Genomic DNA, 15,216 nt, shown 5'->3' on the forward strand with positions numbered 1-15,216 from the left:
GCCTCAAGGGTAAGCGCGCGCCCGGCAGGCGCGAAGACGGCGAATGCCGCAGCCCGGTCCCGCGAACGGAGCAACCGGCCGTCTCGCGCCACCGCGCCCCTCCCCCGGTTTCCACGTCCCCAATACACCCCGGGACGAACCGGTTCAAACGGAAATCGCGCGGCAGTGCGCAAAACTGTGTTAAGCGGGGATGTGGTGCGGGAATAAGCGGTTTGACGAAGGGAATTCAGCGGATCCAGCGGCATTCGCCAGTCGCGCCCCGCTTTCCGGGCTCCCGGACGACCGGGCTGAACAAGCCCAGCGGACCCAGTCGCGGACCGCTTTCCGGGCACCCGTGCCTCGGGCTCAGTCAGATCCAGCGGATCCAGTCGCGGACCGCGCTCCCCGGACGACCGGGCTAGACCAGGTCCAGCGGATCCAGCTGCACCCGCACCGGCTCGACCGCTTTCCGGGCGTCTCGGCGGGCCACCGCGTCGCGCACCACCGTCGCCAGGGTCCGGCCGTCCGGGCGGGCCACGCGCACCAGCGCCCGCTCGCGTTCCGCGTTGCCCTCGTCGTCGTAGTCGCCCAGCGGGACCGGGCCCAGGACCTCGCCGCTGTCCGGCAGCGGGAGGTCGTCCAGCACGCTCGCCACCGCGGCCGGGCTTCCCTCGACGCTCGCCATCCGCGTCGCGGGCGGGAAACCCAGTTCCCGGCGTTGCTCCAGTTCCTGGCTCGCGTGCCAGCCCGGGTCCCAGCGCACCAGGGCCTGCACCACCGCCAGCCCGGCTTCCGCGCCGACGATCACCCGCCCCCCGGCCGACGCCGGGCGGACCAGCGCGCCGGCGGCCATCCAGCGGCGGAGCGTTTCTTCCGCGGCACGCAGATCCTGCCGCCCGAGCAACGCCCAGCCGTCCAGCAGCAGCGCCGCGCCGTAACCGCCTTCGGCGACCGGCTCCGCTCCTGGCGTGCAGACCACCAAAGCCGGGCGTCCGGGCACCGTCGCCAGTACTTCACTCGCGCCGGAGGTCCGCACCGGCACCCCGGGGAAAGCCCGGCCCAGTTCTTCGGCAGTGCGTTTCGCGCCGACCACCACCGCCCGCAACCGGACGGAACCGCAAGCAGGACAACGGAAAGCGGTCTCCGGAACGCCGCACCACCGGCAGGCGGGCGGACGCGGGGCGCCGTCGGCCGAACCGCCGGGCAGCGCGAGCGGACCGGCGCAGCGGCGACAGTGCGCGGGCGTTCGGCATTGGCCGCAGGACAATCCGGGGACATAGCCGCGGCGCGGAACCTGGACCAAAGCCGGTAGTCCGGCGGCGAAAGCTTGGCGGGCCGCTTCGAAGGCGACCGCGGGCAGGCGGGCGACGCGGGCGGCTTCGTCGCGCGCTACGTCGAAGTCTTCGCCGACCGGGGTCACGCGCGGAGCGGCGGCCCGGAGTTCGGCGCGATCGGCCTGGACCTGTTGTGCCCAGCCGGATTCCACGAGCAGCTGAGCCTCGGCGGTCCGGGCGAAACCGCCGACCAGGAATGCCGATTTCGTGGCGTGCGCCCGATCCATCAGCACATCCCGTACGTGCGGGTACGGGGCATGCGGATCCAGGTGCAGATCGTCGCCGTCGTCCCACACGACGAACAACCCGGGATCGGCGACGGGCGCGAACATCGCCGCGCGAGTGCCGACCACCACGCGGACCGCGCCGCGCAGCACGGAAAGCCAGCGGCGGTACCGTTCCGCCGGCCCCAGCCCGGCGATCAGCGCGGCGACGCCCTTCTCCCCCACCAGCTCGATGCAGGCCTCGTGCACCCGGGCGAGGTCGCGGTGGTCCGGGACTACCAGAACCGCGCCTCGGCCCTGAGCCGCCGCGGTCGCGGCCGCTTCGGCCAGCCGGCGGGGCCAGTCTTCGCCGGGGAGGGCTTGCCAGACCGCGTTCGCCTGCCGGGATTCGGCGATCGCTTCCAGGAAGGCTTCGCCACGCTGGTAGCGGGACCAGGCGGAGACGTCCGGGGCGTCCGGCGCGGGGGCCGGTTCCGCGGGGGGTTCGGCTTCGACCTTCGCGTGGCGCGGGGGCAGGGCCAGGCGCAGGACGTCGGACAGGGTTCCGGCGTAGCGATCGGCTACCGAGCGGCAGACGGCGTGCAGAGACGGCGGGAGAACGGGTTCGCTGGAGGTGACTCGTTCCAGGTAGGCGAGTTTTCGCTCGTACTCCGTCTTGTCGGTGCGTTCGATGAGGTAGCCGTCGACGAGCTGCCCGGCGAAGCGGACGCGCACCCGGCAGCCGGGGACCGCGGATTCGTGCAGTTTCTCCGGGACCTGGTAGTCGAAAGGGCGGTCCAGGTGGGCCAGAGGGATGTCTACGACGATCTTCGCGACCGGGAGTTCGGGAGCCGGGGTTTGCTGGCCCTTTGTGGAGCGAGCGGGTTTGCGCGCGGGCTTCTTCGCCGGGGTGGCCTTCGGCTCCGGGGCGGAGCGCGAAGGCTCCGGGAGGTCCCACAGGGGGGCGGGTTCGGAGCTGGTCACCTGAAGATCTCTACCAGACGGGGGCGACAGGTCTGCGGTCGAGAGTCAGCAAGCTTCCCGCACCGACCTGGCCCGGGCCGGAAAGCCGTGAAGGGCTCCTTGAGGGAATCTGATTCCCCCAGGGAGCCCTTCACGGACCAAGCGAAGCGGGTCAGGCGCCGGCCAGGGAGCGCAGGGCGTCGGCGCGGGCGGTGCTTTCCCACGGGAGGTCGAGGTCGGGGCGGCCGAAGTGGCCGTACGCCGCGGTCGGGGCGTAGATCGGGCGCAGCAGGTCCAGGTCGCGGATGATCGCGGCCGGACGCAGGTCGAAGACCTCGCTGATGGCCGACTGGATCTTGGTCGGGTCGACCGTCTCGGTGCCGAACGTCTCGACGAACAGGCCCACCGGGGCGGCCTTGCCGATCGCGTACGCCACCTGCACCTCGACCCGTCCGGCCAGGCCCGCGGCGACCACGTTCTTGGCCACCCAGCGCATCGCGTACGCGGCCGAACGGTCCACCTTGGACGGGTCCTTGCCGGAGAACGCGCCGCCGCCGTGGCGGGCCATGCCGCCATAGGTGTCGACGATGATCTTGCGGCCGGTGAGCCCGGCGTCGCCCATCGGGCCGCCGATCACGAAGCGGCCGGTGGGGTTGACCAGCAGCCGGGTGCTGTCGGTGTCGAGGCTCAGCTCGGCCAGCTCCGGCTCCACCACGTGCTTGCGCACGTCGACCCCGAGCATCTGCTCCAGGTCGATCCCGTCCGCGTGCTGGGTGGACACCACGACGGTGTCGAGCCGCACCGGCTGCTCGCCCGCGTACTCGATGGTGACCTGGGTCTTGCCGTCCGGGCGCAGGTACGGCAGCACGCCGTCCTTGCGGACCGCGGTCAGCCGGCGCGACAGGCGGTGCGCGAGCGCGATCGGGAGCGGCATCAGCTCGGGCGTGTCCGAGCAGGCGTAGCCGAACATCAGGCCCTGGTCGCCCGCGCCCTGGCGGTTGATCTCGTCCTCGTCCGACTCCACCCGCGACTCGTACGCGGTGTCGACGCCCTGGGCGATGTCCGGGGACTGCGACCCGATCGCCACGTTCACGCCGCAGGAGTTGCCGTCGAAGCCCTTGGCCGACGAGTCGTAGCCGATGCGCAGGATGACGTCCCGCACGATGGTGGGGATGTCCGCGTACGCCTCGGTCGTCACCTCTCCCGCGACGTGCACCTGGCCCGTCGTGATCAGGGTCTCGACGGCGACCCGGCTGCGCGGGTCCTTGCTCAGCAGGCCGTCGAGGATCGAGTCGCTGATGGCGTCACAGATCTTGTCGGGGTGGCCCTCTGTCACGGATTCCGACGTGAACAGCCTTTTCGTGGACGCAGACACGACCTCGTCACTTCCCTCGGTCAAGCGGTGGCGCCCCACCGGATTTCAGGCGCTCTTGGCACAGCCCACCCTACCCAGCGGGCCTGTAGCTAGAGTCGACGTTCGGTCAACGCTGTTACGGCGTCCCACAATGTGGCCGCCAGCCGGGCTTTAGCGCCCTGCGAGATGACCTGCTCAGCGCCGTCCGCGGCGAGCAGCCAGCCCGAATTGTCCTCGGTGCCGAACGCTTTGCCGTCGCCGACCGCGTTGACCACGAGCAGATCCGCGCCCTTGCGCCGGAGCTTCGCGCGGGCGTGGTCCAGCACGCTGCCGTTCTCGTCTCCGGTTTCCGCGGCGAAACCCACCACGATCTGCCCGGAACGCCGTGCCTGCACCAATTCGGCGAGGATGTCGGCGTTGCGGTCGAGCGTGATCACCGGGTCCGGGCTGTCGTCGGACTTCTTGATCTTGTGGTCGGCCCGCGTGGCAGGGCGGAAATCCGCGACCGCGGCGGCCATCACGACGACATCCGCGTCCGCCGCGGCGGCGTGCACCGCTTTGCGCATTTCCTCCGCGGTCGACACGCGCTGCAGCGTCGCGCCCGCCGGGGGCGGCAGTTCGTCGGTGTGCCCGGCGACCAGCGTCACCTCGGCCCCGCGCTGCACGGCGACGCGGGCGAGCGCGAAGCCCTGTTTGCCGGACGAGCGGTTGCCCAGGTAGCGGACCGGGTCGAGCGGTTCGCGGGTGCCGCCGGCGGAGATCACCACGCGCAGGCCTTCGAGATCCCGCGGCAGCGCGCGGGGCTCGGCGAGCAGCAGCCGGGCCAGGTCGACGATCTCGGCCGGGTCGGCGAGCCGTCCCTTGCCGGTGTCGACGCCGGTCAACCGGCCCGCGGCGGGTTCGGTGACGACCATGCCGCGCGAACGCAGCAGCGCCACGTTGTCGCGGGTGGCCGGGTGCTCCCACATCTCGGTGTGCATCGCCGGGAAGAAGGCGACCGGGCACCGGGCGGTGAGCAGGGTGGTGGTGAGGAGGTCGTCGGCGAGCCCGTGCGCGGCCTTGGCCAGCAGGTTCGCGGTCGCCGGGACGACCAGCACGAGGTCGGCTTCCTTGCCGACCCGCACGTGCTGCACCTGCGGCACCTCGGTGAAGACCCCGGTGTGCACCGGGTTCCCCGACAGCGCCTCGAAGGTCGCCGCGCCGACGAAGTTCAGCGCGGCCTCGGTGGGCACGACGCGGACGTCGTGCCCGGTTTCGGTGAGGCCCCGCAGGACCTCGCACGCCTTGTAGGCGGCGATCCCGCCGCCCACGCCCAGGACGACCCTGGGCCTGGCGTCATTCACCCTCGGTGTGCTCGAGCAGCCCGCCGTGGATCTCGCGCAGCGCGATCGACAGCGGCTTCTCGCGGGGGCCGGGCTCGACCAGCGGGCCCACGTACTCCAGCAGGCCCTCGCCCAGCTGCGCGTAGTAGTCGTTGATCTGCCGGGCCCGCTTGGCCGAGTAGATCACCAGCGCGTACTTCGAGGAGACCTTCTCGAGCAGGTCGTCGATCGGCGGGTTGGTGATGCCTTCGAGCTCTTCCAGCGTCGCCTGTTGCACAGTCACTCGTGCTGCTCCGTATCGTCACATCGATCGGCGGCGGAATCGCCACCGCCGGTAATCAAGTCTAGCAACCGCCGCGCGGCGACCTCGACGTCGGCGTTCACGACCCGTTCGTCGAACTCCCCGGCCGCGGCCAGTTCGCGTTCCGCCTCGGCCAGCCGGGCGGCCACCGCGGCCTCGGTCTCGGTGCCCCGGCCGGTGAGCCTGCCCACCAGCTCCTCCCAGGACGGCGGCATCAGCATGACCAGCCGCGCCTCCGGCATCGCGGCCCGGACCTGGCGGGCGCCCTGCAGTTCGATCTCCAGGACCGCCGGACGGCCTTCCGCCAGCGCCTTCTCCACCGGCTCGCGCGGCGTCCCGTACCGGTTGCCCGCGAACTCGGCCCACTCCAGCAGCCGGTTCCCGGCCACCATCCGGTCGAATTCGGCGGAATCCACGAAGTGGTAATGGTTTCCGTCGACCTCGCCCGGCCGCGGCGCCCGCGTCGTCACCGAAACGCTGAAGTACAGGTTCGGCTCGAGCCGGCGCAGCTGTCCCACCACACTCGACTTCCCGACGCCGGAAGGGCCGGAGACGACCGTGAGCCGGGGGCGGGAGAACTCCCCCGCCACCGGCTCACTGCCGCGGTCGGCGCCCCGGGTCACCGGGTAGTCCTGACCGACGCCGCTCACTCGCCGCTGAACTCGGCCAGCAGCGCCTTGCGCTGCCGGTCGCCGAGCCCGCGGAGCCTGCGGCTGGGGGCGATCTCCAGTCGTTCCATCGTCTGCTGGGCGCGCACCTTGCCGACGCCGGGGAGCGCCTCGAGCAAGGCCGAAACCTTCATCTTGCCGAGGACTTCGTTCTCCTCGGCCTGCTTCAGCACGTCGACCAGAGTGGTACCGCCCCGCTTCAGCCGCTCCTTCAGCTCAGCACGGATGCGGCGGGCGGCGGCGGCCTTCTCCAGCGCCGCAGCACGCTGTTCCTCTGTCAGCTGGGGAAGTGCCACGTTTTCCTCCGGTAGTTCTCACATCTGGGTGGGTGACGCGACGGTACCCACCCCTGAGCAGGGGCCACAATGCGGGGGTGGCTGGTGGAGCGCGATTCCGGGGCCTGCTATTGGCCTTTTTCGCGCAGTCGGCCCAACCGGCCGTTCACCTCTTGGGCCGCACGGCGTAACGCGGCGGGGTCCGGCCCGTGGCGCAGCAGGTCGCGCGAGGACGCCGGGAGCAGGCCCGGGAGCCCTTCCCCGAAAACTGCCCGCAAATCCGCCTCAGTTGCCCCCTGCGCCCCGAAACCGGGCGCGAGCACCGGTCCGTTGAGCCGGCTCAGGTCGACTTCCCCGGGAGCCACAGTGGCCCCTACGACCACGCCGACGTCGCCGTAGGGCTCAGCACCTGCGTTGTGGTCCGCAGCAGCGTCTACGACGCTCTGAGCGACCGTACGGCCGTCTTCGAGCCGCGCGCGCTGCAACGCGTCCGCTTCCGGGTTGGACGTGCGCGCGAGCACGAAGAGCCCGTTGCCCGCTTCGCGCGCCGCCGTGACAGCCGCGTCGAGAGCGCCGAAGCCGAGGTACGGCGACACCGTGGCCGCGTCGGCGGTGAAAGCCGCCTTCTCGGCCACGTACGCCGCCGTGTAGGCCGCCATGGTGGAGCCGATGTCTCCACGCTTGACGTCCAGCAGGACGAGCGCTCCGGCGTCGTGAGCCACGTCTACGACGCGTTCGAGCACCGCCACCCCGGCGGGCCCGAACGCCTCGAAGAACGCCGACTGCGGCTTCACGATCGCCGCCACCTCGCCCAGCGCCTCCGCGGCGCTGAGCGCGAAGCGTTCGAGCCCGCTCGCGTCGAGCGGCAGGCCCCACGCCTCGATCAGGCCCGGATGCGGGTCGATCCCGGCGCACAGCGACCCTCGCGCGGCCACCGCTTCGGCGAGCCGCGCCCCGAATCGCGCGGTCACGACGTCGCCTTCAGCGCGGCCTGGAGGTCCTGCAGGCTGCGCACGCCGATGTCGCCGCGGATAAGCGCTTCGATGCCGTGCACGGCCGCCGCGGCGCCCTGGACCGTGGTGATGCACGGAATGTCGCGCGACACCGCGGCGGTGCGGATTTCGTAACCGTCCACGCGCGGTCCGCTGTTTCCGTACGGCGTGTTGATCACCATGTCGACGTCGCCGGCGAGGATCACGTCGACGATGTTCGGCTCGCCGGTTCCCGGGTCCGGCTCGGAGTGCTTGCGCACGACCGAACAGGCAACCCCGTTGCGCCGCAACACTTCCGCGGTGCCTGCGGTGGCGAGGATTTCGAAGCCGAGGTCGGCCAGCCGCTTCACCGGGAACACCAGCGAACGCTTGTCGCGGTTGGCGACGGAGACGAATACCCGGCCCGAGGTGGGAAGGGATCCGTAGGCGCCGCTTTGGGATTTCGCGAATGCTTTCCCGAAGGAGGTGTCGACGCCCATGACTTCGCCGGTGGATTTCATTTCCGGGCCGAGCAGGGAGTCGACGCCGTGTCCTTCCGGGGTGCGGAACCGGTGGAACGGCAGCACGGCTTCCTTGACCGCGACCGGGGAGTCGGCGGGCATCCGGCCGCCGTCGCCCTCGGCGGGCAGCACGCCGGAGGCGCGCAGGTCCTTGATCGTGGAGCCGGTCATCACCAGCGCCGCGGCCTTGGCCAGCGGGACGGCGGTGGCCTTGGACACGAACGGGACGGTGCGGGAGGCGCGCGGGTTGGCTTCCAGGACGTAGAGCACGTCGTCCTTGAGCGCGTACTGCACGTTGAGCAGGCCGCGGACGCCGACGCCGCGGGCGATGGCCTCGGTGGAGCGGCGGACCGCGTCGAGGTCCTGCGCGCCGAGGGTGATCGGCGGCAGGGCGCAGGAGGAGTCGCCGGAGTGGATGCCGGCTTCCTCGATGTGCTCCATCACGCCGCCGAGGTAGAGGTCCTCGCCGTCGAACAGGGCGTCCACGTCGATCTCGATCGCGTCGTCGAGGAACCGGTCGACCAGCACCGGGTGCTCGGGGGTGACCTCGGTGGCGCGGCGGATGTAGCCGGCCAGGGACTCCTCGTCGTAGACGATCTCCATGCCGCGCCCGCCCAGCACGTAGGACGGACGGACCAGGACCGGGTAGCCGATCTCGTCGGCGATCCGCTTCGCGCCCTCGAACGAGGTCGCCGTCCCGTACTTCGGCGCGGGCAGCCCGGCGGCGGCCAGGACCTCGCCGAACGCGCCGCGGTCCTCGGCCAGGTCGATCGCCTCCGGCGGCGTCCCGACCACCGGCACCCCGGCGTCGGCCAGCCGCTGCGCCAGCCCGAGCGGGGTCTGCCCGCCCAGCTGCACGATCACCCCGGCCACGGTGCCGGACTGCTGCTCGGCGTGCACGACCTCGAGCACGTCCTCGAACGACAGCGGCTCGAAGTACAGCCGGTCGCTCGTGTCGTAGTCGGTCGAGACGGTTTCCGGGTTGCAGTTGACCATCACGGCCTCGAACCCGGCCTCGCGCAGCGCGATCGCCGCGTGCACGCAGGAGTAGTCGAACTCGATGCCCTGCCCGATCCGGTTCGGCCCGGACCCGAGGATCAGCACCTTCGGCTTGTCGCTTTGCACCGCGACTTCCGAGGTCGCCGCGGGGTCGGTCTCGTAGGCCGAGTAGTGGTACGGGGTCTTCGCCGCGAATTCCGCCGCGCAGGTGTCGACCGTCTTGAACACCGGCCGCACCCCCAGCCGGTGCCGCAGCGCCCGCACGCCGTCCTCGCCCGCGAGTTCCGGGCGCAGCGCGGCGATCTGCCGGTCGGACAGGCCGGTGCGCTTGGCCCGCCGCAGCAGCTCGCCGTCCAGCACCGGCGCGTCGCGGACCTCCGCGCCGACCTCGCCGATCAACGCGATCTGGTCGATGAACCACGGGTCGATCCCGCTCGCCTCGTGCACCTGCTGCACGGTCGCGCCCAGCCGCAGCGCCCGCTCCACCTCGTAGAGCCGGCCCTCGTGCGGCGTGCGCAGCGAGTCCAAAGTGGACTCCAGTGTCGCGCCCTCGGGGTCGGGCCGGGTCCAGAACCCGGTCGCCTTCGTCTCGATCGACCGCATCGCCTTCCCGAGCGCCTCGGGGAAACTGCGGCCGAACGACATCGCCTCGCCGACCGACTTCATGGTCGTGGTCAGCGTCGGGTCCGCGCCGGGGAACTTCTCGAACGCGAACCGCGGCATCTTCACCACGACGTAGTCCAGCGCCGGTTCGAACGACGCCGGGGTCTCGCCGGTGATGTCGTTGCGGATCTCGTCGAGCGTGTAGCCGATCGCCAGCTTCGCCGCGATCTTCGCGATCGGGAAACCCGTCGCCTTCGACGCCAGCGCACTGCTTCGCGACACGCGCGGGTTCATCTCGATCACGACCATCCGGCCGTCGACCGGGTTGAACGCGAACTGGATGTTGCAGCCGCCGGTGTCCACGCCGACCTCGCGCAGCACCGCGATCCCGACGTCGCGCATCACCTGGTACTCGCGGTCGGTCAGCGTCATCGTCGGCGCCACGGTGACCGAGTCGCCGGTGTGCACGCCCATCGCGTCCACGTTCTCGATCGAGCACACGACCACCACGTTGTCGTGCTTGTCGCGCATCAGCTCGAGCTCGTACTCCTTCCAGCCGAGCACGCTCTCCTCGATCAGCACCTCGGTCACCGGGGACTCCGCCAGCCCGGTCGAGGCCAGCCGCTCCAGGTCTTCGGGGGTGTGCGCCATGCCCGAACCGAGGCCGCCCATCGTGAACGACGGCCGGATCACCACCGGCAGCCCGAGTTCCGCGACCGTCGCGCGGACCTCGTCCATGTCGTGGCACACCCGCGACCGCGGCACGTCCGCGCCGACCGTGCGCACGATGTCCTTGAACTTCTGCCGGTCCTCGCCGCGCTGGATCGCGTCGATGTCCGCGCCGATCAGCTCCACGCCGTACTTCTCCAGCACGCCGCGCTCGTGCAGCGCCACCGCGCAGTTCAGCGCCGTCTGCCCGCCCAGCGTGGCCAGCAGCGCGTCCGGCCGCTCCGCCGCGATGACCTTCTCCACGAAGTCCGGCGTCACCGGCTCGATGTAGGTCGCGTCCGCGAACTCCGGGTCCGTCATGATCGTCGCCGGGTTCGAGTTCACCAGCGACACGCGCAGGCCCTCGGCCCGCAGCACCCGGCAGGCCTGCGTGCCCGAGTAGTCGAACTCGGCCGCCTGCCCGATCACGATCGGCCCGGAGCCGATCACCAGCACGTGCTGGATGTCCGTCCTCTTCGGCATCAGGCCTTCTTCTCCATCAACTCAACGAATTCGTCGAACAGGGGCGCGGCGTCGTGCGGACCCGCGGCCGCTTCGGGGTGGTACTGCACGGAAAACGCCGGGACGTCGAAGGCGCGCACGCCCTCGACCGTGTCGTCGTTCGGGCAGTAGTGGCTGATTTGCGCGGCCCCGTAAGGGGAATCGAACCGCTGGCCCGGCTCGCCTTCGAGGGCGAAGCCGTGGTTCTGCGCGGTGATCGCGACCCGGCCGGTCGCCACGTCGATCACCGGGATGTTGATCCCCCGGTGCCCGTAGCGCATCTTGTACGTCCCCAAACCCAGGGCACGGCCCAGGATCTGGTTGCCGAAACAGATCCCGAACAACGGGATCCGCTGCTCCAGAACGGTTTTCGTCAACGCCGTCGCGTGCGTCGTCGTCGCCGGGTCGCCCGGTCCGTTGGACAGGAACACCCCGTCCGGCTCCAGCGCCAGCAGCTCCTCCGCGCTCGTGCTCGAGGGCAGCACGTGCACCTCGATGCCCCGCTGCGTCATCAGCCGCGGCGTGTTCGACTTGATGCCCAAGTCCAGCGCCGCCACCCGGAACCGGCGTTCGCCTTGCGCCGCAACGACATACGGCCGCTCCGTGGAGACCTCCCCGGCGAGATCCGCGCCCTTCATCTGCGGACTCGCCAGCACCTCCGCGACCATCTGCTCGTCGCTGCCCAGCGCGTCGCCGGAGAATACCCCGGCACGCATCGCGCCCTGCTCGCGCAGATGCCGCGTCAGCGTCCGGGTGTCCACTTCGGAAATCCCGACCACGCCCTGGCGCACCAGCTCCTCGTCCAGCGTGCGCTTCGCCCGCCAGCTCGACGGCGTGCGCGCGGGATCCCGCACCACGTAACCGGAAACCCAGATCCGGGACGACTCGTCGTCCTCGTCGTTCCAGCCCGTGTTCCCGATCTGCGGCGCCGTCTGCACCACGATCTGCCGGTGATACGACGGATCCGTCAGCGTTTCCTGGTACCCCGTCATGCCGGTGCAGAACACCGCCTCGCCGAGGGTCCGCCCGCGCGCGCCGTACGCCGCGCCGCGGAACACCCGGCCGTCTTCGAGAACCAGGGCGGCGGGGCCGCGAGTGCCGGTGCTCACTGGGCACCTCCCTTGATGTCGTGATCGGAAAGTTCTTCGATCCATTGTGGATAGTCGTCGAGGTCGTCGCCGCGGAATCCGGTGTCCAGCGCGACCTCGCCGAGCCGCCAGGTGATCACCAGCAGCACGTCGGTGCCGGTGACCTTCCCGGCGAGCCGGGAGTCGCGGCGGATCCCGGTGATCGAGGCGCGCGGGATCCAGAAGTCCGGCAGCCCGCCGCGTTCCACGGCGATCCCGTCCGGGTGCAGCCGCCAGACCGCGCCGGAGCGCGGGCCCGCGCCTCGCGTGACGACCCGGTCCTGCCAGTTGCCCGCGGTCGTGGTGCCCACGTACACGCCGGTCGATTCCAGCTGGAACTCGCCGGGCTCGGCCGGGATCTCCGGGAACGGCGCGATCCGCGCGCTCTGCGAACGCGCCTTGCGCCGCCAGCCCACCCACATGCCCCACAGGCACAGCAGGAAGAACGCGACGATCCCCAGCGTCAGCAGCAACCGCTCCATCAGCAGATCTTCCCCTCGCGCGCGGTGATCCGCCCGCGCAGCAGGGTCGCCGTCACCACGCCGGGCAACCGCATTCCCTCGTACGGGGTGTTGGCCGCGATGCTGGCCAGTTCGGCCCCGCGCACGGTCCATTCGGCGTCCGGGTCGACCAGCGTCAGGTTCGCCGGTTCGCCCGCTTCGATCGGACGGCCGTGCCCGGCCAGGTTCCCGACCTGCGCGGGCCGCTCGCTCATCACGCGGGCGACGCCGCGCCAGTCGAGCAGGCCGGTCTTGACCATCGTCTCCACGACCACCGACAGCGCGGTCTGCAGGCCGAGCATGCCGGGCCGGGCCGCGGCCCATTCGGTGTCCTTGTCCTGCGGGGCGTGCGGCGCGTGGTCGGTGGCGACGCAGTCCACGACGCCCTCGGCCAGCGCGGCGCGCAGCTTCTCCGCGTCGCCGCCGGTGCGCAGCGGCGGGTTGACCTTGTTGACCGGGTCGTAGGTCTCCAGCCGGTCGTCGGTCAGCAGCAGGTGGTGCGGCGTGACCTCGGCCGACACCTTCGTGCCGCGTTCCTTCGCCCAGCGCAGCACGTCGACCGTGCCGGCGGTGGAGACGTGGCAGACGTGCAGCCGCGCGTTCGCGTGCAGCGCCAGCAGGCAGTCGCGCGCGACGATCGACTCCTCCGCCGACGCCGGCCAGCCCGCGTAGCCCAGCCGCGACGCCTGCTCGCCCTCGTGCGCCTGCGCGCCGACGGTGAGCCGCGGTTCCTCGGCGTGCTGGGCGATCACCGCGTCGAGCGCGGTCGAGTACTCCAGCGCGCGGCGCATCAGCAGCGGGTCCGCGACGCACACGCCGTCGTCGGAGAACACGCGCACCGCCGCGGTGCCCTTGGCCATCGTGCCCAGTTCGGCGAGCTTCTCGCCCTTGAGCCCGACGGTGACCGCGCCGACCGGGTGGACGTCGACCAGGCCGACTTCCTGCCCGCGCCGCCACACGTGGTCGGTGACGAGCGCGTTGTCGGCGACCGGGTTGGTGTTGGCCATGGCGAACACGGCGGTGTAGCCGCCCAGCGCGGCCGCGGCGGAACCGGTGTCGATGGTCTCGGTGTCTTCGCGGCCCGGTTCGCGCAGGTGGGTGTGCAGGTCGACGAACCCGGGCAGGAGGACCTGGCCCTTGGCGTCGAGCACCTCGGCGCCCTCGGGAACGCTCACCTCGCCGATCGCGGCGATCACGCCGTCTTCGACCAGGACGTCCACCGGCTCGCCCTCGCCGTACGGGCGGGCACCCTTGATCACGATGCTCACGCGGCAGCTCCTTCACTGGCCAGGAGGTGGTAGAGGACCGCCATGCGCACGTGCACGCCGTTGCGGACCTGTTCGGTAATGGCTGAGGAGGGGGAATCCGCGACCGCGGAAGAGATCTCCATGCCGCGCAGCATCGGGCCGGGGTGCAGCACGACCGCGTGGTCCGGCAGCAGCGCCTGGCGGCGTTCGGAGAGGCCGTAGGAGATCGAATATTCGCGCGCCGACGGGAAGAAGCCCCCGTGCATGCGCTCGGCCTGGACGCGCAGCATCATCACCGCGTCGACCGCGGGCAGCTCGGCGTCGAGGTCGTGGGACACCGTGACCGGCAGCTTCTCCACGCCGACCGGCAGCAGCGTCGGCGGCGCGACGAGCACCACCTCCGCGCCGAGGGTGCTGAGCAGGTGGATGTTCGACCGCGCGACCCGGCTGTGCAGGACGTCGCCGACGATCGCGATCCGCCGGTCCTTCAGGGAACCGAGGCGTTCGCGCAGCGTCGCCGCGTCCAGCAGCGCCTGCGTCGGGTGCTCGTGCATGCCGTCGCCCGCGTTGACCACCGCGGTGCCCGGACCGGCGAGCCAGCCCGACAGCCGGTGCGCGGCCCCCGAGGCGGGGTGCCGGATGATCACGCAGTCGGCGCCTGCGGCGGCCAGCGTGAGCGCGGTGTCCCGCAGCGATTCGCCCTTGTTGACCGAGGAGCTGGACGCCGAGACGTTGATCACGTCCGCGCTCATCCACTTCCCGGCGATCTCGAACGACACCCGGGTGCGCGTGGAGTTTTCGTAGAACAGCGTGATCACGGTGCGGCCGCGCAGCGTCGGCAGCTTCTTGACCTCGCGGCCGAGCAGCGTGTGCTTCAGCTCGTCGGCGGTGTCGAGCACGGCGGTCGCGGTGTCCGCGTCGAGCCCGTCGGTGGCGAGCAGGTGCTTCACCGGGTTTCTCCTTCCGGCGCGCGCAGCAGCACCGCGTCCCGGCCGTCGGTTTCGGACAGCAGCACGGAGACGCCTTCGGCGCGCGCGGTGGGCACGTTCTTGCCGACGTAGTCGGCGCGGATCGGCAGCTCGCGGTGGCCGCGGTCGACGAGCACGGCGAGCTGGACGGCACGCGGGCGGCCGTGGTCGCGCAGGGCGTCGAGGGCGGCGCGGATGGTGCGGCCGGAGAACAGGACGTCGTCGACGAGGATGACGACCCGGTTGTCGATCCCGTCCGGCGGCAGCTGCGTCTGCTCGAGCGCGCGCGGCGGACGGCGGCGGAGATCGTCGCGGTAGAGGGTGACGTCGAGGGCGCCGTGCGGCGGCTCGGCCCCGGCGAACTCGCCGATCTTCCCGGCGAGGCGCGCGGCCAGCGGAGTGCCGCGCGTGGGGATGCCGAGCAGCACCGGGTACTGCTCCGGCGGACCGGCTCCGAGAGCGGTCTTCTCGATGACCTGGTGGGCCATCCTCGCGATCGTGCGCGCGACATCGCCGGCAGAAAGCAGCTCGCGCTCTCCCGCCGGCTCCGCCGCGCCACGCGGACGTGACGACAAGGCGGACCTCCTTCCCCGCCTCTCTGGACGGGTCCTTAAAGGACGTCGGCAACCGGCTGCTGCCGGAAACCGCACCGACAGTAGCAGGCGCGGTCAA

General features: G+C 71.4%; 13 protein-coding genes. All 13 read right to left on the reverse strand.

Features of this window, described 5'->3' with window-relative positions:
• Positions 1 to 397: 397 nt before the first annotated feature.
• Complete coding sequence (locus tag F9C11_RS36025; RefSeq protein WP_409181823.1) at positions 398 to 2,500, reverse strand: primosomal protein N'; 2,103 nt, start codon at positions 2,498 to 2,500, stop codon at positions 398 to 400.
• Positions 2,501 to 2,651: 151 nt separating this feature from the next.
• On the reverse strand, positions 2,652 to 3,854 hold the full coding sequence (gene metK / locus F9C11_RS36030; RefSeq protein WP_409181824.1) for a methionine adenosyltransferase: 1,203 nt from the start codon (positions 3,852 to 3,854) through the stop codon (positions 2,652 to 2,654).
• 89 nt (positions 3,855 to 3,943) lie between these two features.
• A complete protein-coding gene (gene coaBC / locus F9C11_RS36035; protein ID WP_409181825.1) occupies positions 3,944 to 5,176 on the reverse strand; it encodes a bifunctional phosphopantothenoylcysteine decarboxylase/phosphopantothenate--cysteine ligase CoaBC in 1,233 nt (410 codons plus the stop codon).
• On the reverse strand, positions 5,169 to 5,438 hold the full coding sequence (gene rpoZ, locus F9C11_RS36040; protein WP_020658117.1) for a DNA-directed RNA polymerase subunit omega: 270 nt from the start codon (positions 5,436 to 5,438) through the stop codon (positions 5,169 to 5,171). The genes coaBC and rpoZ overlap by 8 nt, the downstream gene beginning before the upstream one ends.
• On the reverse strand, positions 5,435 to 6,106 hold the full coding sequence (gmk, locus tag F9C11_RS36045; RefSeq protein ID WP_409181826.1) for a guanylate kinase: 672 nt from the start codon (positions 6,104 to 6,106) through the stop codon (positions 5,435 to 5,437). Before gmk ends, rpoZ begins: the two co-directional genes overlap by 4 nt.
• Positions 6,103 to 6,420 (reverse strand): integration host factor, actinobacterial type, encoded by a 318-nt coding sequence (gene mihF, locus F9C11_RS36050; RefSeq protein ID WP_003096398.1) that lies wholly within the window; start codon positions 6,418 to 6,420, stop codon positions 6,103 to 6,105. The genes gmk and mihF overlap by 4 nt, the downstream gene beginning before the upstream one ends.
• Positions 6,421 to 6,527: 107 nt before the next feature.
• A complete protein-coding gene (pyrF, locus tag F9C11_RS36055; RefSeq protein WP_409181827.1) occupies positions 6,528 to 7,370 on the reverse strand; it encodes an orotidine-5'-phosphate decarboxylase in 843 nt (280 codons plus the stop codon).
• On the reverse strand, positions 7,367 to 10,684 hold the full coding sequence (gene carB / locus F9C11_RS36060) for a carbamoyl-phosphate synthase large subunit (RefSeq protein ID WP_409181828.1): 3,318 nt from the start codon (positions 10,682 to 10,684) through the stop codon (positions 7,367 to 7,369). Before carB ends, pyrF begins: the two co-directional genes overlap by 4 nt.
• Positions 10,684 to 11,856: a glutamine-hydrolyzing carbamoyl-phosphate synthase small subunit gene (carA, locus tag F9C11_RS36065; protein WP_409181829.1), complete on the reverse strand. Its 1,173-nt coding sequence runs from the start codon at positions 11,854 to 11,856 to the stop codon at positions 10,684 to 10,686. Before carA ends, carB begins: the two co-directional genes overlap by 1 nt.
• Entirely contained in the window at positions 11,808 to 12,311 is a 504-nt protein-coding gene (locus F9C11_RS36070) for a transporter (RefSeq protein ID WP_409181830.1), read from the reverse strand. Before F9C11_RS36070 ends, carA begins: the two co-directional genes overlap by 49 nt.
• Positions 12,311 to 13,597 (reverse strand): dihydroorotase, encoded by a 1,287-nt coding sequence (locus tag F9C11_RS36075; RefSeq protein WP_409181831.1) that lies wholly within the window; start codon positions 13,595 to 13,597, stop codon positions 12,311 to 12,313. Before F9C11_RS36075 ends, F9C11_RS36070 begins: the two co-directional genes overlap by 1 nt.
• A complete protein-coding gene (locus F9C11_RS36080) occupies positions 13,594 to 14,526 on the reverse strand; it encodes an aspartate carbamoyltransferase catalytic subunit (protein WP_009075805.1) in 933 nt (310 codons plus the stop codon). The genes F9C11_RS36075 and F9C11_RS36080 overlap by 4 nt, the downstream gene beginning before the upstream one ends.
• A complete protein-coding gene (gene pyrR / locus F9C11_RS36085; RefSeq protein WP_406629558.1) occupies positions 14,523 to 15,119 on the reverse strand; it encodes a bifunctional pyr operon transcriptional regulator/uracil phosphoribosyltransferase PyrR in 597 nt (198 codons plus the stop codon). The genes F9C11_RS36080 and pyrR overlap by 4 nt, the downstream gene beginning before the upstream one ends.
• Positions 15,120 to 15,216: the final 97 nt, after the last annotated feature.

The sequence above is a fragment of the Amycolatopsis sp. VS8301801F10 genome (genome assembly GCF_046195355.1).
Lineage (GTDB): Bacteria > Actinomycetota > Actinomycetes > Mycobacteriales > Pseudonocardiaceae > Amycolatopsis.

Coding starts and splice junctions, on each gene's coding strand:
- carB (WP_409181828.1), bottom strand. CDS start 10,684: ATGCCGAAGAGGACGGACATCCAGCACGTGCTGGTGATCGGCTCCGGG.
- F9C11_RS36070 (WP_409181830.1), bottom strand. CDS start 12,311: ATGGAGCGGTTGCTGCTGACGCTGGGGATCGTCGCGTTCTTCCTGCTG.
- carA (WP_409181829.1), bottom strand. CDS start 11,856: ATGGATCGAAGAACTTTCCGATCACGACATCAAGGGAGGTGCCCAGTG.